Raw genomic sequence first — 24,337 nt, forward strand, 5'->3', positions numbered from 1 at the left:
ACCACTTACAATTATAACAGAATATTTAAGAATTTTTATTAAGATGTAAATATAGAAAGTATTTTAGGCAGAGCTAATAATAACCGTTTCTGTAGTTGCTTCGCTCAAAAACAATGACCGCTCCATTTGTCGACGTTTCACCAAGCCTTGCAGCTTCACACCGCCTTTAGCTTTTACCCACCTTAGCAGCTCATCGGCGGCGTTTGAGTATTCGCCTCGGTTAGGCGTTGTTGCGTGGATCAGTTTTTCTCGTCATTGCGAGGAAAACTGATCCACGCAACAACGCCTACCGTGGTTTGGGAACTAGATCCAGAAAATAATAAAAAATACTAATTTATTAGTATTTTTAACTGACTCTAGTTCATAAATCAATAGTACCGGACAGTTATTAAAAAGACCCCGTTATTGCGAGGAAAAACTATAAGTTTTGACGAAGCAATCTCAGGAGTTTTTCCTCATGAGATTGCCACGTCGCTACGCTCCTCGCAATGACGACTTGGATCCATTTAACATACTTATAATAATAATAACTGTCCGGTATTATAGGTCAAGCCACGGGATGACATCGAGGGTGCTATTCGATCCATGCGGGCAATGCCTCCCGTGATTTATTCACGGGATTCAAAAAAACAACTTTTAATACTAATAATTTTAATATTTTTAACTGGATCCCGTGAATAAATCACGGGATGACAGGAGAAAATGATCCACGCGGGCAATGTCGTCAGCGGCACATTGTAATATTGATAGATTTAGTATTTGCTAACCTAACGCTAAAACATGAAAAGCTTGATTATAGCTTGTGTTCGCCGTTCGATGTGTTTGTTGAAATAATAAAAAATGATGAATGGTGGAGGCAAAGGGAATCGAACCCTTGACCCTCTGCGTGCAAAGCAGATGCTCTACCCCTGAGCTATGCCCCCAATATGTGACTTATTATATAAGTTACTGAAGTGGAATTGTTATATTTGTAAGTAATTAAATCAAACTAAGCTAAATTTTTGACTAAGTTCCAAGGTAGCACTTGCCCATTATTTCCTAATACCAAATCTCCAGAAGATTTAATTTCGGCAGCTAAAAAAGAAGAACCTTGTTGAGGAATATATTTTGATGGTATAATCTCTTCGCCTTTATAAAAATGTACTTTAGCTGATTCCCTAGCGGTTGGGTTGTTTTTAGAAGCAGTTTTTGCTTTAGACATAGCTTAATAATTTTTTAACTTAAATTAGATTTTGTAGAATATAATTTTTTTTTGCCGGATTGTCAATAGTTGCTTAACTTAAAAGATATATTATTTTGAAATTAGACTGCATCATTGCGAGGAAATTAAAAATTTTTTATTATTTTCTGGATCCCGTGGACAAGCCACGGGATGACATATAATTACTTTTTGGCTTCGTTATTTGCAGCTGGAGGTAACATAATTTTTAAATCAGCTTTAGCTTCTAAATCGCTAATATATTTTTTTAGTATTTCTGCTGCTAATACATTATCGATAGTCATTTTAGCTTCTTCTTTAGTTGGGATAGGTACAGGTTTTTTCTCAAGAACCTTAATGATATGCCAACCATAGTCAGTTTTCACTGGTGTTGAAACTTCGTTTACTTTTAAAGCAAAGGCTTTGTTTTCAAACTCAGGTACTAACTGCCCTGGTTGATTTAATAAAATGTAACCGATTACACCACCATTTGTAGCTGAAGCTTTATCAAGAGAAGATTCTCCTGCAAGTTTAGCAAAATCTGCACCTTTGTTTAATTTATTTTTTAAATCATTAGCTTCTTTTTCAGATTTAACTAAAATATGAGCAACTTTTATTTGTTCTTTACCTTTTAAGCTAGTTACATATTTATTATATTCCTCATCAAACATCTTATCAGTAAGATTAGATTTTACATAATTTTCTAATAATTCTTTTTGAGCTAATTGATTTTTTGCATTTTCAAGCTTTTCTTGGAATTCTTTAGAAGAGGTGATGTTTGACTTCTCAACTTCTTTCTTTAATAAAATATTATTAACATAAATTCGTATCAATTTATCTTGATCCTGTGGTGGAAAATCGTCAAAATTTTTGATAGTTTCACCTGAAGGAAGATTAAGTTGTGGTTTGAATTCTTTCATTATCTGTGATTCCCTTACTTCACCACCTGTGTAAGTAGCAACTACTCTGTCTGAGTTATCTGCAAAAGCTATACTAGAAAGCATACTAACGGATAAAAGTACAATTGATAGTTTTTTCATTATTTATGACTCATAATTTGTTAAATATAAGTTTAAATCCTATAAAAATAATAAATACCCGTCAACAGCTATTTTATAATATTTATTTATTAATAATTATTTACGGATTATTCTGCAACAGGGATGCTTGAAATAAATATATAACTAATTGATAATTTTATAAAATAGCCTATATTTATATGTACAAAAATATATTTAAGGATTTTGATGTTTTCTATATTGAAAAAAATTTTTGGTACGGCAAATGATCGTACGATAAAAAAACTATTTTCTGACATTGCAAAAATTAATTCACTTGAACCCGCAATTCAAAAATTATCAGATGAAGAATTAAAAAATAAAACTATAGAATTTAAGAAAAAACTTAAAAATGGTGCTACTTTAGATGATATAGCATATGAAGCATTTGCGGTAGTTAGAGAGGCTTCTAGAAGAGTATATGGAATGCGTCATTTTGATGTGCAGCTTATAGGTGGTTTGGTATTACATAGAGGAATGATTACCGAAATGCGTACAGGGGAGGGTAAGACCTTAGTTGCAACACTTCCAGCATATTTAAACGCTTTAGCTGAGAAAGGTGTACATGTCGTAACAGTTAATGATTATCTTGTTAGCCGTGATTCCGCTTCCATGGGCAAGATTTATAATTTTTTAGGTTTATCAGTTGGGTGTATTGTTGCTGGTATGCCAGATGAAGCTAAGCGAGAAGCTTATAATTCTGATATTACATATGCCACAAATAACGAGCTTGGCTTTGATTACCTAAGAGATAATATGAAATATAGCTTGCAGGAGCGAGTACTTCGTCCTTTTAACTTTGCTATTATCGATGAAGTAGATTCGATTTTAATAGATGAAGCAAGAACTCCATTGGTTATTTCTGGTCCAGTTAATGATAATTCAGAATTATATGGTAAAGTCGATAAGCTTGTACGCATGCTTAATGTAAGTGATTTTGAAAAAGATGAAAAATTAAAAACTATCAATTTAACGGAAAGCGGTATTAGTCATGTAGAATCGCTTTTAAGTCAAGCAAATATTATAAAGCCTGAGTCTGGTTTATATGACTTTGAAAATTTAAGCTTAGTGCATTACGTTAATCAAGCCCTTAGAGCTCACAACATGTTTACAATCGATGTAGATTATTTAGTACGTGATGGTAAAGTAATGATCATAGATGAGTTTACAGGACGTGTAATGGAAGGGCGTAGATATTCTGAAGGGCTACATCAAGCGTTAGAAGCAAAAGAAAACGTAAAAATCCAAAATGAAAACCAAACGCTTGCATCTATTACTTTCCAAAATTATTTCCGTAATTACCCTAAATTATCAGGCATGACTGGTACAGCTATGACCGAAGCACCAGAGCTAAAAGACATATATAATCTTGATGTAGTAGCAGTACCGACTCATAATAAAGTTACAAGACGTGATCTTGATGACGAAATTTATGGAAGCAAAAAAGAAAAATATGATGCTATTTTAAAGCTAATTAAAGATTGTTATGATCGTGGTCAGCCGGTGCTTGTCGGTACTGTAAGTATTGAAAAGTCGGAAGAAATTTCCAATGTTCTAAATAAAAACAAAATACCTCATAAAGTATTAAATGCTAAATTCCACGAGCAGGAAGCATTTATTATCGCCCAAGCAGGTAGATTTAAAGCAGTAACAATTGCAACTAATATGGCAGGACGAGGCACTGATATTATGCTTGGCGGTAATCCTGAAATGCTGATAGAGCAGATAGATAGAAAATCTTTAACTAATGCTGCTTATAAAGAAAAAGTAAATGAGATAAAAGCTCAAATAGCTGAAGAGAAAAAGCAAGTAATTGCAGCAGGTGGGTTATTTGTAATAGGTACAGAACGGCACGAAAGTCGTAGGATAGATAATCAGCTGCGTGGTAGATCGGGCAGACAAGGTGACCCAGGTAATACTAAATTTTTCCTATCACTTGATGATGATTTAATGCGTATTTTTGCCTCAGAACGTATTTCAGGAGTGCTTCGGACGCTTGGCTTAAAAGATGGTGAGGCGATACATCACCCAATGATTAGCCGATCACTTGAGAAAGCTCAGCAAAAAGTTGAGGGGCATAACTATGAAATACGTAAAAATTTATTACGCTTTGATGATGTAATGAATGATCAACGTAAAATAATATACGAACAAAGAACTGAAATTATTAAATCTAAAGATAGTTATGACTTCTTAAGTAGTACTACTGAGGAATTAGCTAAAAAAATAGTGCTAACTTTTATGCCAGCAGGCTCTTATAGAGAAGATTGGGATATAGAGAATTTAAGCGTAGAACTACACCGCACCTTTGCTATAAAGCTTGATCAAAATCTAATAAGCAAAAATGATGTAACAGAAGAAGAAGTTACAAAAATTGTTATTCAAACAGCGGATAGTATATATAAGTCTAAGGAGGAAGCTTATAGTCCTGACTTAATGCATAATGCTGTAAAATATATTTTATTAACTACTCTTGATCAAGTTTGGAAAGATCACTTGCATAGCTTAGATCACTTAAGACAAGGTATATCTCTTAGAGCTTATGCCCAAAAAGATCCTTTGAGCGAATATAAAAGAGAGGCATTTAACTTATTTGAGCATATGCTTAATAATTTAAAAGAACTCTTTATTCAAACAGTCTACCACTTCCATATTGACTTAAAGCATATTCAGAAAGAAGATATATCGCTTGAAAATAAAAAGCTGCAAAATAATATGCATGAAAGCCGTGAAGATCCGGTATTTAGTAAGTATAATGCAGGTAGTAACTTAGAAACTGATCTTAGACCTGTCATATCACGCATTAACCCAGAGGATAGAGACCCTAAAAATCCTACAAGCTGGGGCAAAGTATCTAGAAATGAGCTATGTCCTTGTGGCTCAGGTAAGAAATATAAATATTGCCACGGACTAAACGAGTAGGAAATTAAACACTTCTATCTAAGCAGGCTTTGCCTGTGTGAATCATTCTCCCTCCTGTCATCCCGTGATTTATTCACGGGATCCAGCTTTTAATACTAAAATTATTAGTATTGAAAGTTGTTTTTACTTTTTTCTATCTACACAAGCAAGCCTTAAGCGGAGATGATATAGAATAATAACTATCCGGTACTATTGAATAAATCACGGGATGACAGAGAAAAAATAAAAAATATTGATAGTGAAATAAAAATAGTATAAAGCATTAAGTAATACTTTATACTTTACTTATGAAATATGATTTTTTAGATAAAAAAAAGAAGAGATTAGATGCCTTACGTCCATTAAGTTCTGAATTAGCTAAAAATTTAGAAGAATGGTTTAGGGTAGAGTTAACCTATACAAGTAATGCTATTGAGGGGAATACTTTATCTCGCAAAGAGACTGCTATAATTATTGAAAAGGGTTTAACTGTAGGAGGTAATGAATTTAATCTTAATTATGGAAGAATATCCTCCCGCAATTATAAGACCTCAAGAACGATTGCCATATATTACCTCTTTAGAAACTGCTCAACTCGGTGGTTCAAAAGAAAAATATCAGAAAATTATTTATAACGCAGTTAATCGTTCACTTGATATTTATTTAAAAGCGGTAACAGGGAAAGAGCCAACAGATATTAGAAAATCTGAAAAATTAATGAAGATCGGAGAATTAGCGAGTGCTATAGGAGAAAACGTTTCTACAATTCATTTTTGGACTAAGGTAGGGTTGCTTGAAGTTGCTGATATTACTGCTTCAAATTATCAACTTTATTCTATGGAAGCATTTGAGCAAGGCAAGAAAATTCAAAAATTAAAAAAACAACGCTTAACTATAAATGAAATAAAAAATAAACTATAAAAATGTCAAATAAATTTAAATTGAGGGTTGACTAATTAATAATTTTATCTATAGTTTACTTATCTAATAGTATTTGAACTCTACTATTAATATAAACTAACTCCAAGTATACGCTTTATGCTGGGAATCTGCTATTATAATTATTTTTAAAATAAGAAGTATAGCGGAAGTCGTTATATTAATGGCTGAGCTTAATTCCCAGCACCTTATTCCTATTGTTTATTATACTTTTTATAGTCCCTTTGGTGGTTAAAACCTCCATCTTCCAGATGGAAAAGCTTTAGCTTGCCATGTGCGCCATGATGCGTTAGCATCATAAGCACCATGACTCAATACAGCAACAAATCACACACAGTTTACTATCATCGCTATCATATAGTGTGGATTACAAAATATCGATACAAGGTGTTAACCTATGATATCAAAAAGCGAGTGAGAGAAATTATTGCATTAGTTGCAGAAGAGCTCAATATTAAAATAGAAAATGGAGTAATATCAAGCGAACATATACATATATTTGCCAATATACCACCTCATATTAAAGTAAGTGAATTTGTGCAAAAAGCTAAAGGAAGATCGTCAAAAAAGATACAAGAAGAATTTCCAATATTAAGAAAAAAGTATTGGGGTAGACATTTATGGGCAAGAGGATACTTTAGTTCGACTAGTGGCAATGTGACTGATGACATGATTAATGAATATATTAATAGACATACTGATGCTCATGAACCAGCAATGACTACTAATATAAGACTGGAATAAGCTTTAGCTTGATTCTCGACTTCTAGTCGCTATAGACAAACTTTCATCTCTCAGATGAAAGTGATTGATTTTAAATAACTTAGAGTTATTGTTATGAAGACAAAAGTACTCATAAATACTTCTACATCTCAGTATATATATGAGATACTTTTATAATAGAAAAAGACAATTTACAATATATTACTACTAGCTTTTATTAGCTCTTTGAATAAAACTAGGTCTATGCCATTATCATTGACATATTCAGGATGCCACTGTACGCCGATAAGAAATTTATGACTTGTTGATTCTATTGCTTCTATAATCCCGTCTTCTGCTTTTGCTGATATAATAAGATTATTACCAATTTGTTTAATGGCTTGATGGTGAGTTGAGTTAACCATTGTGTCCAGCTTATTAAACGCCAGTTTAGGATAAGAGTGTAAGGAATAAAGATAATAAAGCAGGGTATTTACAAGAGAGGAGTGTTGAGTTACATAGATTTTGAATCAAAAAAATATGCACTCAACAATGAAAAGATGTATCATAACTCTATTTTGTATAATAGATAATTATTGTAAAGTTTACGAAGAATGGGAAGAAAGCAAATTAATACCCAGCGTTAGGAAGCGTAGGAGATCAGGGAGTTTAAGGCTTTCAGAACTATATAACTATAGTATTATATTTTTATATATCTCCATGCAAAGATTTTAAGAATTATTATTTATTAACCCACCAATTAAATACCTGACATAATAGTTGCAAATACTAAAATATAATGTTAGAATGAAATAATGCTAAAAAAAGAAGATTTTAGGACATTATCAACGAGTGCACAAGCAGCTTTAAGAAAAGTTGCATTAAGAGCAATTGATAAAGGAGAAAAACAATCAGATGTATCAAATCTTATAGGAGTAACACGTCAGACTATTAGTAACTGGGTTAACAAAAGAAGAAGAGGTGATAAATATGCAATAACTGGCAAGTCTAGAGGAAGAAAGACAGGAGAGAAAAGAATAATAAATGAAATGCTGGGTAAAAAAATACAAGATTATATAAATCACTCTAGACCAGAAGATCACAATATCAAATCTGCACTATGGTCAAGAAAAGCTATTAATGCCCTGATTAAAAAATGCTGTGGTTTCTTTTTGCCATTAAGTACGATTGGAGAATATTTAAGAAGATGGGGATATACTGCACAAAAACCAAAGAAATTAGCTTATGAGCAACAGCCAAAACAAGTTCAAGTATGGCTAGATGAAGAATATCCCGCAATAGTAAAACAAGCACAAATGGAACAAGCTGAAATACACTGGTGTGATGAAGTGGGTATAAAATCAGAATGTCAGGTGTTACAGAGCTATTCTTTAAAAGGCAAAACACCCGTAGTTATTCATAAATCAAAACGATTTACTATAAATATGATATCAACTGTTACGAACAATGGTAAACTAAGGTTCATGTTATATGAAGATACACTAAAAACAGATATATTTATAGAATTTCTAAGAAGATTAGTGAAATCTGCAAGAAGGAAGATCTTTTTAATATTAGACAATTTAAAAGTACATCATAGTAAAAAAGTATACAGCTGGACAAATAAGCATAAAGATAAAATTTCTTTGTTTTTTTTGCCTCCTTATACTCCACAACATAATCCAGATGAATACTTAAATAATGACTTAAAAAGAAATGTAAATAGAAAACATATACCTCTTACAAAAGATGAGTTAAAATACAATCTTAAATCTTATTTACGTTGCTTACAGAACAATCCTAAACATATACAAAAATTGTTCCAAGCCGATGATGTTAAATATGCCTCTTAAGTCAGGTATTTAATTGGTGGGTTAATATATCATCTATCATGTAAATATAGAGGATATTTTAGTCTTCCTAGTTACAGTCGGATAATCCAGTTGTGGCCAAGATTAGTATTACCTTTAACTATAATGTTACAATTATTTACAGGAGATGAGACTGGTATATATTTTGTTGATTCAACCAAATTATCGATATGTCATGCAAAACGTACAAATAATAATAAAGTGTTTAGTGGCATTGCTAAAATAGGTATGAGTAGTTACGGATGGTTTATGGGATTTAAATTACATATTGTAATTAATAATAAAGGTCAGATTATGGCAATTAAAATAACAAAGGGTAATGCTAGTGATTTATCTGCTGTAGACTCAATTACCAAAGGATTATGGGGTAAATTATTTGGAGACAAGGCTTATATTTCTAAGGAAATGTCCGCTAAATTATTTAGTCGTGGGCTACGGTTATTTACTGGGATTCGCAAGGATATGAAAAATCATTTATTAGATATAGAAGATAAAATACTCTTAAAAAGCAGATCAATAATTGAATCAGTATTTAATGTACTAAAAAACAGCATGAACCTTGAACATTCAAGACATCGCTCCCCTATTAATTTCTTAGTTCATATACTTTCTTGCGTAAATGCTTTTAATTTCAATAAATCTAAAAAATTTCTAACACTACTTGCTTATCCTCAGACCTCCTTATCCTAAACTGGCGTCAATAACACTCCCTGCTATTACGACAAGTATTAATGCCGAAAATAGTCCAAATGAAAGAAATTTAGTAAACACTGCCGCACCTAATACATATGTTCCATCTACAGTTAAATCGGTAATTTTCAAAATCCTGTAGCTGATATACATTCCTAAAATAAGCGGCAACATTATCAAAGATTGCTCAAGAGCAGTAACTAAAAGATTCATTATATTACTCTTCCAACTCTTTTCTGTTAAAAGGAAGAGCAGCTAAATTTTCCTTGGTAAGAATTTTTTGTTTGATAAAGGATTTAAGATTAACAAATAAAGTTAGCTCATCCATATTTTGAAAAGGGATATTCTTAGGTGCTGTTCCTTGCAGAATCTGCTTTGCTTGTTCACCTGCTTTTAAGCCTATATCTTTTTCTTGCACCCCTACCGCGATGGTTGCTCCGCTAATTACCGACCCTTCATCCGAGGCAATAATAGGAATATTTCGTTTAAATGCTTCTTGTTTTAAAATATTTATACCGCTAACTATTAAATGATCTTTTAAAATCACAAAGCATTGTGTATTTTCGGGAGCATTCTTTACAGCTACCGATAAGTCATTTAAGTTTTGTACCATTTTAAAGTTTAACGAAATATTATTTTTCTTCGCATAGCTTTTTGTTGCTTCTACTTCTGAAATAACTTTTTCGCTGCTGCTATAAATTAAGGTAATGTTCCGTAAAAATGGTAACTTGCTAATGATACTGGTAATTTTTATTTCATCATTAACACCAGTAACCAAGGGAAGATTTTTATTATCAATCTTAGCTGCCGCACAAACAATCGGTTTATTAGGGATATGTGAAATTACAGTTTGACAAGCAGATGTACCGATTGGAATTATTACGTCAATATCTTGATCTTTAAGCTGCTTTATGATAGCAAGTAAAATATTAGAATCAGCATGGGCATTTTTTACTGTAATTTTTGCATCTATAGCTTTCAACGATTCTTCAATTCCTGCTACGATTTGAGTCATTGCTGCATGTTCAAGCGGGACAATAACAGCGATGTTTTTTTGAGTCGCATAAACTGATAAAGTGAAAAATAATGAAAATAAAAGAGAGAAGACTCTTAAGAAAATATTAAGGAATGACATTTTAATATCCTGTATAAGTTATAATTTAATAATTGAGCAGTGGGCATAATACACCCATAACGTAAAAATATTATCTACGCCAACGCCAATTTTGTATTAAACTAATAACTTTCAAAGATATCATAAATAATTTAACATATTATTTTGTATTGTAATTACTAGCAGCATTTTAATATTTTGTCAATAGCTGGTCCTTGGTTGTGGCTTGACATAGTTATCATAAGCCATTATCTTAAATGAGAAATTTATAAAAAGGATTTTATTATGAAATATTTAGTAATTTTATTTGCTGCTTTGACTTTAACTAGCTGTTCTAATCAAAAAAACACCAAGTCAAAAGAAGTAATGCAAGCTGATGGTGATCCAAGCTATGCTATCATGAGAACAGTTAATGATACTAATAGAAATATTGCTAGTACTGTTTCAACAGTGCCAAACCCTCCTGTTCGTTAAATGCTTACTATTATTTCATCTGCTAAAACTCTTAATTTTGAGCCGATAGCTTTTAAAGGGGAGCTAACCTCCCCTACTTTTCCCAAAATAACAAATCAACTACTTGCTATAGTTAAAAATTATTCTGAAGCTCAGCTATCTAAAACTATGGGTATAAGCGAGAAATTGGCACATTTAAATAAAGAAAGATTTCAGAATTTTGAGAAGCAAGACAGCAAAGCAGCTATTTTTGCTTATGCGGGTGATGTTTTTAATAATATACAATCAGAAAATTTAAGCGAAGATGCAGTAAGTTTTTTACAATCGCATTTGCTTATCATATCAGGGTTATATGGAGCTTTAAAGCCGCTCGATGTTATCAAACCTTATAGGCTTGAAATGGCAACAAAGTTAAATGAGATAAATGATTTGAGCAAATTTTGGCAAGATGAGATTACAAATTATATTAATCAGAGGCTTGAGCATCATAAACATAAATATTTGCTTAATCTTGCATCGCAAGAATATTCATCTGTAATAAATCAGGATAAGTTAAAATATCCTATAATTAATATTCATTTTAAAGAAAATAGAAATGGTAAGTTAGCAACTATTGGGATAAATGCTAAAAAAGCTCGTGGAAATATGGTGAAATTTATTGCAAATAATCTAATCGACTCCCCTGAATTACTTAAAGAATTTTCATATCTAGATTATAAATATAGCTCTAAGGATTCATTAAATAATGATTTGGTATTTGTGAAATAGTGATCTTTTCCGTCATTGCGAGCGAATGAAATGAGCGTGGCAATCTCATGAAACAGTACTAAGAACTCCTGAGATTGCTTCGTCGAAACTTTCAGTTTCTTCTCGCAATGACGAGAAAATTGATCCACACCGCAATGCGACAACCATCAACAAGTTTCGTAAAATATTCTCTCTAATTCCTCTAAACGCTGTTCTATTTTTTCAATATCTTCTTCTGTTGTGGGATTTTCTAATAAATGTGTGATTTCGTCTTTTAGCTTATTTACTTCTTTTTCAACAGTGTCATCCCGTGGCTTGTCCACGGGATCCAGTACTTAAAAAGCCTAAATATAGCAAATTTTAAAATTAAAAGCTCGATTTTTCTCGCTTTATACTGGATTCCTGCTTTCGCAGGAATGATATTGAAACCACGCAGGCAATGCCACCACGAGGTGACAGAGATGAAAAGTTAAATAGAGCAAGCATTGCTACTATAATCATCATCCTCACGGATAAATTTTTGCTTTACCTTAGAGTTATTATTATAAGGTTTATTATTTTTAACTGGTGCTACAGGTTCGTAGTTTGAAACTGGAGGCACATAATTTTGATTTGCTGTTGCATTTGGGCAAGTATATTTTGATATATCACGCTTAGTTTCTCTTAGCATTGCCTTTATCTGGTCTAGCTCTTCTTGCATTTTTCTTTCTTTATCGGTATTGTCCTTTCTAACTTTCTTATTAGCTTTACTTAAAATCATATCATCATCGTCTGAAGATTCACCTGATTCAGCTTTATATTTTTCCATATCTCGTCTAATCATTTTAAGGTATATCTCACGATTTCTTTTGACGGGATCAATTTGCTCTCCTCTTAAAGGGTTATCATAATCGTCATCGTCATCCTCTGGATCGTCAAGATTATCTTCAACTATATTCTTTTTAGCTAAACTAATATATTTATTATTATATAAAGGTTTTCTTTTACCACCTTTAAAACCTTTACTATCAACTAACCTATTATTTGCGGATTTTTGGAAGTAACCTCTAAAGCTATCAGTACAACCTGACAGCACAAAAACACCTAAAAATAATATTATAATTTTTTTCAACATATATTATTCCAAAACTTCAATTAGATTTATTTATATAACTTGACAAATTATCTTTAAAAACAAGCCATATGAAAAAGTCTATTATGATTAATGCCACATAATAATCAAACTTGCAAGAATAAAGAGCTTATATTGTTTAAATTAGCTCTTCTATTAGGTTACTTAGCAACTTATGACCCTCTTTTCTTCTTTTTAATAGATTTTTCGAGGTATTTTCTAATATCTTCAGATTACTTATTAACTCAAACATTTTTTCGGCTAATTTTTCGCTTGATATATCATCTTGCTTCATGCACCAACCACATTTCTCATCTTCTAATAATTTTGCATTATGATATTGATGATTATCGGCAGCACTTGGCAGCGGAATAAAAATTGCTGGCAACCCTATATAAGTTAGCTCTTCTATAGTAGATGCTCCAGCTCTTGAAATTACTAAATCAGCATTTTTATACTGATTTGCCATATTATCAAAAAATTCAGCTAATTCGTAAGTAATATTTAAATTTGAGTATATATTTTTTATTTTTACTTGATCCTCAAGTGCTGCTTGCTGAGTTATATGCAGTTTAAGATTTGGCTGCTTTTGCATTAAAGCTTTGATGCTTTCAGGTATTAACTCTGAAAATAATTTAGCTCCTTGACTGCCGCCAAAGATAAAAATTTTAAAGGTACGGTCTTTGTCATTCCGTCGCTTGACCACCGAATCCAAGCCTCTAATATTCTTTCTAACTATCCCCCCAGTAACTACTGTTCTATTCTTTACAACTACAGGCAAGTTTTTAGTATTTTTATAAGAAATTGCTATTTTCTTAGCAAAATTTGCAAAAAATTTATTAACCTTTCCAAGATAAGAATTCTGCTCATGAATTACAATCGGCACTCTTAGAAAAATTGCTGCAAACATTGAAGCAACAACCGGATAACCACCAAATCCTACTACAGCAGAGGGAGAAAGGCTAAATAACAATTTAATAGCTTTAAAAATAGCAAGCGATAATAACGGCAAGAATAATAAAATATTTTTTGGTCGTTTTAAATCTATAACATGAAAAATTAATCCCGTATCATGATTTATATACTTCTCACACCTTAAATCCGTAATAAAATGAACTTCATATTTTCTTTTTATTAACTCCTCCCCAAGAGCAACTGCTGGAAAAAAATGACCGCCTGTTCCACCTGCCACTAAAACTATCTTTTTCATATTTCTATTTTATTTATCTTGTACGAATCAAGCGGCGTTCGGTATTTAGTAAAGCCAAGAAGCATACCAGTAGCTATAGCAATTGCAAGCGTTGAAGAGCCGCCATAGCTAATAAAAGGCAGCGTCATGCCCTTAGTAGGCAGTAAATGCAAAGTTACACCCATATTAATTATTGCCTGAAGCCCTAATTGTGCAACAATACCGCTAGCAGCAAATTGGACGAATTTATCTTGCTCATTTAATAGCTTAGCAAGACTTCTAAGTACTATAAACGCAAATACACCTATAACTATAAGGCAAATAATAGCTCCAAATTCTTCCCCAGCAACGGCAAAAATAAAATCAGTGTGCGAATCAGGTAGAACCTGTTTTACTGCCCCCTCCCCCGGTCCTTTACCATATAAACCACCATGTTCAAAAGCTTCCAGTGACTTGCTAACTTGATAATTCTCACTACTATCAGGATCTAGAAATGAGTTAATCCTTTGCGTAACGTGTGGCAACCAAAAATACGCAACAGTTACTCCTATCATTCCTAAAAAACCAGCTAGAACAATCCAAAATATTGGCATACCAGCAATAAAAAGCTGAATACCAAAAACTGCCGTAATCATCACAAGCATTCCAAAATCCGGTTGAATGATTAAGAGAATAGCAACAATAAAATAAAGTATCGAGCAAACTGTAAAGCTTGGGAAATCATCATTAAATTTTAACGATAATATCCAGCCCGTAACAACTGCAAAAAATGGCTTAATAAACTCTGAAGGCTGAATAGATAAGCCGGCAATATTAATCCACCTAGTTGCTCCTTTCACTTCGTAACCAAAGAATTTAACAGCAATTAATAAAACTATACTAGCTATAAAACCCAATATGGCAAAACGCTTTAACCATTTCTTATTAAAGCATGAAAATAACAATATAAAAGCTGAGGCAGCTGTTAGATAAAATACTTGCCTAGATGCAAAATAATTTTCTTCCAGCCCTATTCTACTTGCTACTGCTGAACCTGAAGTAGTCACAAGCATTAAGCTAAAAGCAAATAAAATAACTAAAGAAATAACTATTTGGCGATCGGTACTACGCCACCATAATTTTATAAAATTATTCGATATTTCGTTATTCATATTGTAGTTATGTAATTTCTATTTATGCTGTTGTATTGATCAGTTTTAACATCATTACTAGAAAATTACGGAGTAATCCAGTTAAATAATAAAACGTCATTGCCAAGAACATAGCGATTCAGCAATCTTATAAGACATTTTCATAAGATTACCAAATCGAGACCTCTCCTCGCAATGACGATTAGGTATCCGCATAAAACAATGCTTTTGTAGAACAATTTAGTTATTGTGCATAAGAATTATTGTAGTTCCTGTCAATTCAGCATAATAGTTTTCACCAAGATAGTTTTCAGAGTCATGATTTTGTTTATAACATCCTTGCACACTACAATCTTGAGTATATTTGTTATAATCACCTTCAATATAATCACGAGCATATTGTACTACCGATTGTACTACTGGAGCTACTAAATCCAATACATATTTTACTGCTGTATTATAAAATGTTGAAAAAATACCGTTATCATTTTCATCAACATTTACTTTTTTTTCTACATGCGTACTAGAAGAGAAAGGCTTTGGGAAAGCCTTTTCTATACTTTCTAGACTCATGTTTAAGAATGTGTCTACTATTGCTTCATCGTTTTTTATTTTCCCTTTTATTGATTTATCATTTTTTGTATTACTACTCTCAATCGTAAAAAATGCTGTAATAAATCCTAACATAAAAAACCTCTTTTTTAATTTTTAAATAGTTCTTTTAAGATCACAAGCTAATAAAATTATTAACTTGCTTATTAATATATTACATAATTTTAATATTAAATTATATTAACAAATTAATACTTAACTAATTAATTTTTTTAATAAGGCATTTTTGTCATAGGCACAAATAAGAGTATTATACAATCTAATAAACAACTCACCACGCTCCTCAAAGTTCTTAAACTGATCGTATGAACTGCAACAAGGTGCAAGTAAAATATTCTTTTCTTTCTGGTTATCCTTGCAAGCATCTTTATAAGCAAGTTCAAAAGCCTGTTTAAGATCATCACATATAACAAAATCTATTACATCTTTGGCAGTATTTGCAAACATTTCTTTAGCTTGCCCATAAAAATAAGCTTTTTTGATTTTACTAAAATAAGGTTTTATTTCCTCAATACCCCCCTCTTTAGCAATACCACCTGCAAGCCAATAAATATTATCAAGAGCTTTAATTGATTGCACGGCAGCTATAGCATTCGTTGCTTTACTATCATTATAGAAATTTATAACATCTATACTACCTAGATATTGCATCCTATGCGGCAGTCCTTGAAAACTACTTATAGATTCGATAATTTTTACAGGCTCAAGACCTATTATTCTAGCAACTGCATAGCTTGCTGCAATATTCTCGCTGTTATGAATTCCTTGCAGACTCTTATTAGACATTAGTTTAAAACTAATATGCTCAAAGAAATTATCGGTAATTATATCATTAACTATTGATATACCTTTTTCAAGAATTTTGGTAACTGAAAAAGGGATTAATTTAATATGATGTTTTTGTTGTAGATTTGTAAAAATTTCATGGCAATAATCATTATCAATATTAATTATCCCGTAACTATCTTTATCCATTCGATCAAAAATTTTAGATTTTGCTGTAATATAACCTTCCATATTTTCATGCCTATCTAAATGATCGGGAGTAATATTAAGAAGCACTGCTATTTTAGCAGCAAAAGTTTTTACTAAATCTAGCTGAAAGGAAGATAACTCAAGCACATACCCATCCTTACTTGCTTTAGCTTGCAAAACCGGAACACCGATATTACCAGCTAATGGATAATCTAAACCATTATCACTTAAGATATGACTAATTAAAGCAGTGGTAGTACTTTTGCCGTTTGTACCGGTCACAGCTAGGAGGTTTAAACCTTTAGATTTTTCGAAAAATAAATCTATGTCGGAAGTGATCGGGATATTAAAATTTTTTGCGATTTTGACTATCTCGTGTGTTAGAGGAATTCCAGGACTTAATACAATTTTATCTAAATTTTGCCATTTTATATCAGATATGGGAATAATATAATTTTTACCGAATAATTCCTCAAACTTATCCCTATTTGCTTCTAGATCATCATAGGCAATTATATTACATTTGTCTTGCAACTCTTCGTAAACCGAAATACCAGTTTTACCAAGCCCAAAAACACCTATATTTTGTCTTTTATGGATAGTCATGAGTTAATTTTAAGGGATTGTATAGAAAATGTCATTGCGAGCAGTCGTAGACTGCGTGGCAATCTTAGGAATCATATGTACTACTTTATGAGATTGCCGCGTCGATGCTTATGCATCTCCTCGCAATGACGATTGAGTATACCTATTTAATGTCCTGCATTAATGCTTGCTCACCCTCATTAAGGTTGACCTGATCATTAACATTATTATAAACTGCTTGATTGTTAGTTGGAACAGGTAAATAATAATGAGGCGGTACTTCTAAAGCCTTACTACGCTGAACTTGATACTCATTAGGACCAGCTGTTGATATTCCTACAGTTTCTTTTAATTTTTTATTACATGCAGAAGTAATTAATAAAACAGTAAATAATAAAAAAACTTTTCTCACTTTAATACCTTATAGATTATTTAGATTATATTTTATCGTTATCGCCTTGTGGAGCATTACGAATCTTTTCAGCCATAGCCTCAATTTGGGCTTTATCATAATTCTCTTTAGCTTTTTCTTCAATATTTTTTTTAGCACTATAATAATCTTCTACTAAGATAATTACTCCAAGTGTAATAAAACAGTCAGCTAGATTAAATACTGGAAAGCTATAATCTTGATAATGGAAATATATAAAATCAAAAACTGCTCCTCGAAATGATCTATCAATTAAATTACCGATAGCACCACCAATTACAAAGCTATAACCAGCAAAGCCTCCTATGGTTTTGGAACTCATCATTAAATAATATAAATAACAAACAATAATCGTATTTGTTATTAAAAACACGATGTTACTATATTGATAATAATCACGCATTAAACCGAAGCTAATACCATAATTCCAAGTATAAACCATATTTAAAAAAGATGTGACCTTTAAGGTTAAGCCAGGCTTCCATCTTAGATTATTGATAAACCACCATTTAGTCAATTGATCAATAATCACTAATGTTATTATAATACGGCTACTACGAGCAAATGTTAGATATAGTTTTTTAAATGATAGAATCATAATTATTTAGGGATTTTTATAAGGGAATAAAGGAGGGGCGTCATTGCGAGGAGATGCATAGCATCGACGTGGCAATCTCATGAAATAGAATATAACTCCTGAGATTGCTTCGTCGCTATGCTCCTCGCAATGACGACTACCATGAAATGACACACGCCTAACACATTACACCGAAACTTCAGCTACTTTATTAGCCTGCAAATCTTTATCAAGCTTAACATTCAAGGTTTTAACTTCTTTCTTAAACTGCTTGAATTTTTCTAATTTTTTTCCGCTTAATTCTACACCTGGTGTTATTTTAACGGACATAGGATTAACATGTTTACCATCAATTTTAACTTCATAATGTAAATGCGGTCCTGTAGCTCTACCGGTGCTTCCAACATATGCTATAATATCGCCTTGTTTTACTAGGCTTCCTACTTTTAAACCTTTAGCAAAATTTGATGCGTGAGCATAGGCAGTAGATAACGTACCGCTATGTTTTATCTGGATAAATTTCCCATAACCTGATTTCCAACCTATTTCAGTAATAACACCATTACCCGCCGAATATATAGGTGTTCCAGTCGGTGCTGCAAAATCAACCCCTTTATGCATTTTGGTATAACCAAGTATAGGGTGCTTCCTAATACCATATTGTGAAGAAACTTTTATAACTTTTAAAGGAGTTCTAAGCAAACTTCTTTTTAAACTTTTACCATCTTCAGAAAAAAATGCATGATTATTTACATTATTATCATGTGAATAGCGATAAATATTATATTCTTTTCCTGAAAGATTTAACGAGACATATAAAATCTTACCGTGATGGGAAAATTTACCATCTTCCATCACGTATTTTTCTGTTATAACAGTCGCAGTATCACCACTTTTTATTTGACGCTGAAAATCAATTTGATAAGCATAAGCATTAATCAGCTCTATTATATTATTGTTTGACAAACCAAGCTTCTTAAGAGCAGACATAAAGTTTGACTCGATATTTACAGATGACTTAGCCACTGTTTTTGTTAAAGGCATGATAATTTCTGCAATTTTAAAATTATCATTCTCTCTTATTATTTCAATAGTCTTAAGTTTATCTATAGCTAAAATAATCTTATTAAGAAATACTGTTTCAGAAGTTAAATCCTCATTATCATTTTCGGTAATTTTTGTTTCATATTCAAAAGTAATTTGCTGCCCTATTTTAAGCGATGGCAATAATTTATTTTCTTTTATTAAGCTTAATATTTTTTCTATATCATTTCTTGGGATATTTTGACCGCTCAGAATAGAATTTATAGTATCGCCTTTTTTAACTGTTACTTCTTTAAATGAAATTGCTTCTTGAATTTCTTCAGCTTCAGGATGTACTAATGTTATAGATAACGTATCATTTACATAGTTATTAACAGCAAAAGAGACAAACATCACTAATGCTATAAATAGTAATAGGGAAACAGAGGTAAGAACTTTTTTGAATCGTGCACTAAGATAAGGAACTGATAATACATCATCAAAATCGTAAGATAGCGTGTCGTTTTTCATTGATTACTTAGAAGTTATCTTGGTTTCGTTATTATTAATATGAACTATATAAATACAAATTACAATAAAAAATTATAAAATAATTTAGTTTTAAATCGTTTTATTCAAAATACTTTTTGTTTTTATTTTATATTTTTTGTGTTATTAAAGTTAATTTTCTTTAATTTTTAATAATTAAAATTATGTTTAGATTATTCCTATTTTTATTAATTCTTACAAACTTCACTTCTTGTTCATTTAATAATCAAGATGTTAAACCATCAAAAATAGAATATTATGAGAATATTTCTTCAAATAAAAAATGTTTACCAAATAGCAAAATAGTTTTGGTAGGAGGTTGCTTTGATGTGTTACATTATGGTCACCTGGAGTTTTTGCATGAAGCTAAAAAGCAAGGTAAATATTTAATCGTTGCTTTAGAAACTGATGAAACAATAATTAAATATAAAAAGCGTAAACCTATTCATAATCAACTACAATGAGCAAAAATTTTAAGCTCCCTTACATTTGTTGATAAAGTACTTATGTTACCCGAGTTAAAAGGTTTTAACGATTACGCATTATTAGTGCAAAATATTTGCCCCTCTGTAATTGCTGTAACAAAATATGATCCTCAATTAACGAATAAACAAACTCAAGCTAAATTAATAAACGCTCAAGTAATAGAAGTTATAGATTTAATACAACACCCTGATATAGGTACATTTTCCACCTCAAACATCATTAATAGCATATAAAATTTATTTTATTTATCGATTTTTGCTTTAATTAAAATACATATCCATTTATATTAATATAAAAATAACTTGTATTATGTACTTTATGAAGAATGTTATTACTTTAATTGGCTTAGTTTTATTTAGTAGCTTTTGCTTTGCTTCTGAGCCTTTGCCTTGGCAAATTGGATTTCAGCCACCTGCAAGCCCGATCATGGAGGAGTTACATAAATTCCACGATTTCTTACTTTATATCTCTACTGCCATAGTTTTGTTTGTTGCAGGATTATTAGTTTTTGTATGTATTAAATTTAACGCAAGAAATAATCCAGTACCGGCAAAATTTTCGCATAACATTTTAATAGAAATAATTTGGACTGTAATACCTATAATAATTTTAGTTATTATTGCCGTGCCATCTTTTAGAATATTGCGTCATGCCGAAAAAATACCGGAAGCGGATTTAACTATTAAAGTAGTAGGCTACCAATGGTATTGGCATTATATATATCCTGATCATAATGATATAGAATTTGATAGTGTTATGATCTCAGATGAAAATCTAAAACCTGACCAAAAAAGATTATTAGATGTTGATAATAGAATAGTAATACCCGAGAATGCTACAGTTAGATTTTTAATTACAGCCGGTGACGTAATACATAGCTTTGCTGTTCCGTCTCTTGGTTTTAAAATAGATGCCGTACCCGGAAGAGTAAATGAAACATGGACAAGAGTCGCCAAAAAAGGTGTATATTACGGGCAGTGTTCCGAGCTTTGCGGAATCAATCACGGCTTCATGCCGATTGCTATAGAGGTAGTAAGCAAAGAAGATTTCGATAATTGGGTTGCGAGTAAGAATAAAGTTGCCGCAAACGGTGAGAATTCAAAATTGGCAGCTAATTAATTATGTTTTTATCCTGATGTCATACCGTGGCTTGTCCGGTTTTGTTGTATGGATCGAAAAACACTTTATATGTCATTCCCGCGTGGCATTGTTGTGTGGATCGAAAGTCGTCTGAGCTACGCGAATGAAATGAGCGTGGCAATCCAGAAAAAATAATAAAAAATACTATAAATTAGCATTTTTTAGTTGGATTGCTTCGTCAATTACTTCGTAATTTCCTTAGCTCAGACGGAAAAACCGATCTACGCGGGAATGACATCAAAGCCATGCAATAAAACCAGAATTACAAATAATTACATTTAAAAAAGTGAAGATGCCTTAGGTAATGAATCATGGTAACTAAAAAAATATATTAACACAAACAGAATAACAATTATGGATATAACTACTAACGATCTAAACCACGATGATCACCACACTCCGCACGGCTGGAAGAGGTGGCTGTTTTCTACTAATCACAAGGATATCGGCATTATGTATATCATATTTGCCATATTTGCCGGAATTGTCGGCGGGTTGTTTTCGCTGCTGTTTAGGCTAGAACTTGCAATGCCAGGCGGAACTTTCTTAAATCATGATTTCCAGCTATATAATGTACTGATTACTGCACATGCGGTGATTATGGTGTTCTTTATGATCATGCCGGCTTTGTTCGGTGGTTTCGGTAATTACTTTGTACCTTTACTAATAGGTGCTCCCGATATGGCATTCCCACGCCTCAACAATATCAGTTTCTGGCTGCTAGTTCCGGCTTTCATTTTACTTATGGGATCAGCGTTTGTTGACGGCGGACCAGGAACAGGCTGGACGCTCTACCCTCCTTTAAGTAGTATAAGCGGACATCCAGGAGCAGCGGTTGATATGGCTATTTTCAGTCTGCATTTAACAGGGCTTTCATCAATACTTGGCTCAATCAACTTAATCGTTACTATCTTTAATATGAGAGCACCCGGGATGGGACTATTCAAAATGCCGTTATTTGTCTGGTCTATTTTAGTTACTGCATTCTTGATAATTTTAGCTATGCCAGTGCTTGGTGGAGCTATTACCATGCTACTTACCGATCGTAATTTCGGTACTACTTTCTTTAAAACTGATGGTGGTGGTGATCCAGTATTATTTCAGCACTTATTTTGGTTTTTTGGTCACCCTGAAGTATATATCGTAATACTTCCAGGTTTTGGTATTGTAAGCCAAGTTATCTCTACTTTCTCACGTAAACCAATATTTGGCTATCAAGGCATGGTCGGAGCTATGGTAATAATCGGCTTTGTCGGGTTTATTGTATGGGCTCACCATATGTTTACAGTTGGGCTTTCTTACAACGCCCTTATATATTTTACTGCCGGAACAATGATTATCGCAATTCCAACAGGTATCAAAATATTTAGCTGGATCGCAACTATGTGGGGTGGCTCACTTACTTTCCCAACACCTATGCTATTCTCTATAGGATTTATTATATTATTCACGATCGGCGGCGTAACTGGCATAATCTTATCAAACTCGGCACTTGATAGAGTTCTGCACGATACATATTATGTTGTGGCACATTTCCATTATACGATGTCACTCGGTGCTTTATTCACTGCATTTGCCGGCTTTTATTACTGGTTCGGTAAAATATCAGGCAAGCAATATCCCGAGATCTTAGGCAAAATCCATTTCTGGATTACTTTCGTCGGTGTTAATTTAACTTTCTTCCCGCAACATTTCTTAGGACTTGCAGGTATGCCAAGAAGAATACCAGACTACCCTGAAGCTTTTGCCGGCTGGAATATGGTTTCATCGATAGGAGCAGGAATTTCTATGGCGGCTGCTCTTTATTTTGTGTTTATCGTTTTCTATACATTAAAATACGGCAAAAACTGCCCAAATAACCCTTGGGGTGATGGAGCTGATACACTAGAGTGGACACTTACCTCTCCTCCACCATTTCATACATTTGAAACACCACCGCATATTGAGGAATAATTTATGATTCTCAGAAGATTATTTGCTTTCTTGATTGATAAAATTATAATTGGAATATTGCTATCATTGACTATAGCATTTGTAAAAGACACGATGATAGAAATTGCTTTATTTTTTATTATTTCAGGATTTTACTTTTCTTACCTAGAATCTTCAAAAATACAAGCCTCTATTGGGAAAAAATTACTAGATTTAAAAGTAGTTCATCAAGATGGAACTGACTCTTAAAGGTAGTGAAGCATTTATTAGATTTGTCGCTTTTTATGTGATTAATTTAACTGGTATACTTTTTATAATAAGCGTTATTATGATGATATTTAGGGAAGACGAAAAAATGCTTCATGATTTAGTATTTGATACACAAGTAGTAAAGTCATAATGAATAAACAAGAATCACGTTTGCATTTCAAGGAGCTTTTAACGAAAAATATAGATAAAATAAATTCTGATTTAACAAAAACTTCTTTACTAAATCAAGTCAGTAATTTATTAAAACAGTTAAAAGTAAAGCATGTTGGAATATATTATCCACTAAAATATGAAATAAACCTGCTTGAACTATTAAATATTCATCATGAAATAAAATTTTTTCTGCCTAAAATTATAAATAATGAAATAAAATATTGTGCTTATAATTATAATGATGAATTAGTTTTAGGGAGTTTTAAAACTTTAGAACCGATAAATAATGATTTCTATGAACCAGAATTGATAATTGTCCCAGGTCTGGCATTTAGTAAAGATGGCTACAGACTTGGTTATGGTAAAGGACATTTTGATCGATACATAAATAATAATAAAGATATATTAACTGTTGGTGTTTGTTTAAAAGAACAAGTTATAGATAACTTTCCTGCTGAATTACATGATCAGAAACTTAATTTTATTATTTCTATATGAAAAA

24 protein-coding genes, 1 tRNA gene and 3 pseudogenes are annotated in these 24,337 nt (G+C 32.1%); 12 read left to right on the forward strand and 16 right to left on the reverse strand.

The window, feature by feature from the left end; genetic code table 11:
• Positions 1-63 precede the first annotated feature (63 nt).
• The 4 genes from AAGD54_RS09440 to AAGD54_RS02625 form a co-directional block, all read right to left on the reverse strand.
• Positions 64-243, reverse strand: a complete 180-nt coding sequence (locus AAGD54_RS09440; RefSeq protein ID WP_410526057.1) for a glycoside hydrolase family protein — start codon at positions 241-243, stop codon at positions 64-66.
• Positions 244-848: 605 nt separating this feature from the next.
• Positions 849-923 (reverse strand) — tRNA-Ala (locus AAGD54_RS02615).
• Positions 924-988: 65 nt separating this feature from the next.
• On the reverse strand, positions 989-1,201 hold the full coding sequence (locus AAGD54_RS02620; RefSeq protein ID WP_011477565.1) for a hypothetical protein: 213 nt from the start codon (positions 1,199-1,201) through the stop codon (positions 989-991).
• A 182-nt stretch (positions 1,202-1,383) separates the two neighbouring features.
• Positions 1,384-2,238 (reverse strand): peptidylprolyl isomerase, encoded by an 855-nt coding sequence (locus AAGD54_RS02625; RefSeq protein ID WP_341788252.1) that lies wholly within the window; start codon positions 2,236-2,238, stop codon positions 1,384-1,386.
• Between the two features lie 207 nt (positions 2,239-2,445).
• On the opposite strand from AAGD54_RS02625, the gene secA reads away from it, so the two are divergent.
• The 3 genes from secA to tnpA all read left to right on the forward strand — a co-directional run bounded on the left by secA (position 2,446) and on the right by tnpA (position 6,840).
• Positions 2,446-5,178, forward strand: coding sequence for a preprotein translocase subunit SecA (gene secA / locus AAGD54_RS02630; protein ID WP_341794939.1), 2,733 nt, complete (start codon positions 2,446-2,448; stop codon positions 5,176-5,178).
• 480 nt (positions 5,179-5,658) lie between these two features.
• Positions 5,659-6,078 (forward strand): MerR family transcriptional regulator, encoded by a 420-nt coding sequence (locus AAGD54_RS02635; protein WP_341794940.1) that lies wholly within the window; start codon positions 5,659-5,661, stop codon positions 6,076-6,078.
• A gap of 324 nt (positions 6,079-6,402) precedes the next feature.
• Positions 6,403-6,840 (forward strand): IS200/IS605 family transposase, encoded by a 438-nt coding sequence (gene tnpA / locus AAGD54_RS02640; RefSeq protein ID WP_341794397.1) that lies wholly within the window; start codon positions 6,403-6,405, stop codon positions 6,838-6,840.
• 170 nt (positions 6,841-7,010) lie between these two features.
• Here the strand turns inward: tnpA and AAGD54_RS02645 are convergent.
• Positions 7,011-7,250: pseudogene (locus AAGD54_RS02645) on the reverse strand (gamma-glutamyl-gamma-aminobutyrate hydrolase family protein); the annotation flags it as partial.
• Between the two features lie 363 nt (positions 7,251-7,613).
• Between AAGD54_RS02645 and AAGD54_RS02650 the strand changes: the two are divergent.
• Both AAGD54_RS02650 and AAGD54_RS02655 read left to right on the forward strand, forming a co-directional pair.
• The gene (locus AAGD54_RS02650; protein ID WP_341794233.1) at positions 7,614-8,651 is read left to right on the forward strand and encodes an IS630 family transposase; all 1,038 of its coding nucleotides are present in this window, start codon (positions 7,614-7,616) and stop codon (positions 8,649-8,651) included.
• A gap of 24 nt (positions 8,652-8,675) precedes the next feature.
• Positions 8,676-9,359, forward strand: coding sequence for an IS982 family transposase (locus AAGD54_RS02655; protein WP_410526058.1), 684 nt, complete (start codon positions 8,676-8,678; stop codon positions 9,357-9,359).
• A gap of 9 nt (positions 9,360-9,368) precedes the next feature.
• Here AAGD54_RS02655 and AAGD54_RS02660 read toward each other — a convergent pair.
• Together AAGD54_RS02660 and AAGD54_RS02665 are read right to left on the reverse strand one after the other, a co-directional pair.
• A pseudogene (locus AAGD54_RS02660) lies at positions 9,369-9,572 on the reverse strand (ABC transporter permease); the annotation flags it as partial.
• Positions 9,573-9,576: 4 nt separating this feature from the next.
• Positions 9,577-10,494, reverse strand: coding sequence for an ABC transporter substrate binding protein (locus AAGD54_RS02665; RefSeq protein ID WP_341788233.1), 918 nt, complete (start codon positions 10,492-10,494; stop codon positions 9,577-9,579).
• A gap of 261 nt (positions 10,495-10,755) precedes the next feature.
• On the opposite strand from AAGD54_RS02665, the gene AAGD54_RS02670 reads away from it, so the two are divergent.
• Both AAGD54_RS02670 and AAGD54_RS02675 read left to right on the forward strand, forming a co-directional pair.
• Positions 10,756-10,947: a hypothetical protein gene (locus tag AAGD54_RS02670; protein ID WP_341789235.1), complete on the forward strand. Its 192-nt coding sequence runs from the start codon at positions 10,756-10,758 to the stop codon at positions 10,945-10,947.
• Positions 10,948-11,694, forward strand: a complete 747-nt coding sequence (locus AAGD54_RS02675; RefSeq protein WP_341794941.1) for a YaaA family protein — start codon at positions 10,948-10,950, stop codon at positions 11,692-11,694. It begins immediately after the preceding gene.
• Positions 11,695-11,840: 146 nt separating this feature from the next.
• Here AAGD54_RS02675 and AAGD54_RS02680 read toward each other — a convergent pair whose 3' ends face one another.
• The 9 genes from AAGD54_RS02680 to AAGD54_RS02720 all read right to left on the reverse strand — a co-directional run bounded on the left by AAGD54_RS02680 (position 11,841) and on the right by AAGD54_RS02720 (position 19,836).
• On the reverse strand, positions 11,841-11,996 hold the full coding sequence (locus AAGD54_RS02680) for a hypothetical protein (RefSeq protein WP_341794942.1): 156 nt from the start codon (positions 11,994-11,996) through the stop codon (positions 11,841-11,843).
• Positions 11,997-12,142: 146 nt separating this feature from the next.
• Positions 12,143-12,787 (reverse strand): hypothetical protein, encoded by a 645-nt coding sequence (locus AAGD54_RS02685; RefSeq protein ID WP_341788236.1) that lies wholly within the window; start codon positions 12,785-12,787, stop codon positions 12,143-12,145.
• Between the two features lie 136 nt (positions 12,788-12,923).
• Complete coding sequence (gene murG, locus AAGD54_RS02690; protein WP_341788237.1) at positions 12,924-13,994, reverse strand: undecaprenyldiphospho-muramoylpentapeptide beta-N-acetylglucosaminyltransferase; 1,071 nt, start codon at positions 13,992-13,994, stop codon at positions 12,924-12,926.
• Complete coding sequence (gene ftsW / locus AAGD54_RS02695) at positions 13,991-15,124, reverse strand: putative lipid II flippase FtsW (protein WP_341794943.1); 1,134 nt, start codon at positions 15,122-15,124, stop codon at positions 13,991-13,993. Before ftsW ends, murG begins: the two co-directional genes overlap by 4 nt.
• Before the next feature lie 219 nt (positions 15,125-15,343).
• On the reverse strand, positions 15,344-15,790 hold the full coding sequence (locus AAGD54_RS02700) for a hypothetical protein (RefSeq protein WP_341788239.1): 447 nt from the start codon (positions 15,788-15,790) through the stop codon (positions 15,344-15,346).
• Positions 15,791-15,910: 120 nt separating this feature from the next.
• Entirely contained in the window at positions 15,911-17,296 is a 1,386-nt protein-coding gene (gene murD / locus AAGD54_RS02705) for a UDP-N-acetylmuramoyl-L-alanine--D-glutamate ligase (RefSeq protein WP_341794944.1), read from the reverse strand.
• Between the two features lie 142 nt (positions 17,297-17,438).
• A complete protein-coding gene (locus AAGD54_RS02710) occupies positions 17,439-17,687 on the reverse strand; it encodes a DUF3035 domain-containing protein (protein WP_341788241.1) in 249 nt (82 codons plus the stop codon).
• Positions 17,688-17,712: 25 nt separating this feature from the next.
• A complete protein-coding gene (gene lspA, locus AAGD54_RS02715; RefSeq protein ID WP_341794945.1) occupies positions 17,713-18,303 on the reverse strand; it encodes a signal peptidase II in 591 nt (196 codons plus the stop codon).
• A gap of 165 nt (positions 18,304-18,468) precedes the next feature.
• Entirely contained in the window at positions 18,469-19,836 is a 1,368-nt protein-coding gene (locus AAGD54_RS02720; protein WP_341794946.1) for a M23 family metallopeptidase, read from the reverse strand.
• Positions 19,837-20,018: 182 nt separating this feature from the next.
• Here AAGD54_RS02720 and AAGD54_RS02725 point away from each other — a divergent pair.
• The 5 genes and pseudogenes from AAGD54_RS02725 to AAGD54_RS02745 all read left to right on the forward strand — a co-directional run bounded on the left by AAGD54_RS02725 (position 20,019) and on the right by AAGD54_RS02745 (position 24,333).
• Positions 20,019-20,573, forward strand: a pseudogene (locus tag AAGD54_RS02725) (adenylyltransferase/cytidyltransferase family protein).
• A 76-nt stretch (positions 20,574-20,649) separates the two neighbouring features.
• Positions 20,650-21,459: a cytochrome c oxidase subunit II gene (gene coxB / locus AAGD54_RS02730; protein WP_341788245.1), complete on the forward strand. Its 810-nt coding sequence runs from the start codon at positions 20,650-20,652 to the stop codon at positions 21,457-21,459.
• A 375-nt stretch (positions 21,460-21,834) separates the two neighbouring features.
• Positions 21,835-23,433, forward strand: coding sequence for a cytochrome c oxidase subunit I (gene ctaD / locus AAGD54_RS02735; RefSeq protein WP_341794947.1), 1,599 nt, complete (start codon positions 21,835-21,837; stop codon positions 23,431-23,433).
• A 3-nt stretch (positions 23,434-23,436) separates the two neighbouring features.
• Positions 23,437-23,661: an RDD family protein gene (locus AAGD54_RS02740; RefSeq protein ID WP_341794948.1), complete on the forward strand. Its 225-nt coding sequence runs from the start codon at positions 23,437-23,439 to the stop codon at positions 23,659-23,661.
• Between the two features lie 150 nt (positions 23,662-23,811).
• Complete coding sequence (locus tag AAGD54_RS02745; RefSeq protein ID WP_341788248.1) at positions 23,812-24,333, forward strand: 5-formyltetrahydrofolate cyclo-ligase; 522 nt, start codon at positions 23,812-23,814, stop codon at positions 24,331-24,333.
• The last annotated feature ends 4 nt before the right edge of the window (positions 24,334-24,337 follow it).

The organism is Rickettsia endosymbiont of Rhinocyllus conicus, assembly GCF_964026465.1.
Taxonomy (GTDB): domain Bacteria; phylum Pseudomonadota; class Alphaproteobacteria; order Rickettsiales; family Rickettsiaceae; genus Rickettsia.

Bases quoted from the DNA above. Each gene is read 5' to 3' on its own strand.
- AAGD54_RS02620 (WP_011477565.1), bottom strand. From the start codon at position 1,201: ATGTCTAAAGCAAAAACTGCTTCTAAAAACAACCCAACCGCTAGGGAA.
- AAGD54_RS02625 (WP_341788252.1), bottom strand. From the start codon at position 2,238: ATGAAAAAACTATCAATTGTACTTTTATCCGTTAGTATGCTTTCTAGT.
- secA (WP_341794939.1), top strand. From the start codon at position 2,446: ATGTTTTCTATATTGAAAAAAATTTTTGGTACGGCAAATGATCGTACG.
- AAGD54_RS02635 (WP_341794940.1), top strand. From the start codon at position 5,659: ATGAATTTAATCTTAATTATGGAAGAATATCCTCCCGCAATTATAAGA.
- tnpA (WP_341794397.1), top strand. From the start codon at position 6,403: ATGACTCAATACAGCAACAAATCACACACAGTTTACTATCATCGCTAT.
- AAGD54_RS02650 (WP_341794233.1), top strand. From the start codon at position 7,614: ATGCTAAAAAAAGAAGATTTTAGGACATTATCAACGAGTGCACAAGCA.
- AAGD54_RS02665 (WP_341788233.1), bottom strand. From the start codon at position 10,494: ATGTCATTCCTTAATATTTTCTTAAGAGTCTTCTCTCTTTTATTTTCA.
- AAGD54_RS02675 (WP_341794941.1), top strand. From the start codon at position 10,948: ATGCTTACTATTATTTCATCTGCTAAAACTCTTAATTTTGAGCCGATA.
- AAGD54_RS02685 (WP_341788236.1), bottom strand. From the start codon at position 12,787: ATGTTGAAAAAAATTATAATATTATTTTTAGGTGTTTTTGTGCTGTCA.
- murG (WP_341788237.1), bottom strand. From the start codon at position 13,994: ATGAAAAAGATAGTTTTAGTGGCAGGTGGAACAGGCGGTCATTTTTTT.
- ftsW (WP_341794943.1), bottom strand. From the start codon at position 15,124: ATGAATAACGAAATATCGAATAATTTTATAAAATTATGGTGGCGTAGT.
- AAGD54_RS02700 (WP_341788239.1), bottom strand. From the start codon at position 15,790: ATGTTAGGATTTATTACAGCATTTTTTACGATTGAGAGTAGTAATACA.
- murD (WP_341794944.1), bottom strand. From the start codon at position 17,296: ATGACTATCCATAAAAGACAAAATATAGGTGTTTTTGGGCTTGGTAAA.
- lspA (WP_341794945.1), bottom strand. From the start codon at position 18,303: ATGATTCTATCATTTAAAAAACTATATCTAACATTTGCTCGTAGTAGC.
- AAGD54_RS02720 (WP_341794946.1), bottom strand. From the start codon at position 19,836: ATGAAAAACGACACGCTATCTTACGATTTTGATGATGTATTATCAGTT.
- coxB (WP_341788245.1), top strand. From the start codon at position 20,650: ATGTACTTTATGAAGAATGTTATTACTTTAATTGGCTTAGTTTTATTT.
- ctaD (WP_341794947.1), top strand. From the start codon at position 21,835: ATGGATATAACTACTAACGATCTAAACCACGATGATCACCACACTCCG.
- AAGD54_RS02740 (WP_341794948.1), top strand. From the start codon at position 23,437: ATGATTCTCAGAAGATTATTTGCTTTCTTGATTGATAAAATTATAATT.
- AAGD54_RS02745 (WP_341788248.1), top strand. From the start codon at position 23,812: ATGAATAAACAAGAATCACGTTTGCATTTCAAGGAGCTTTTAACGAAA.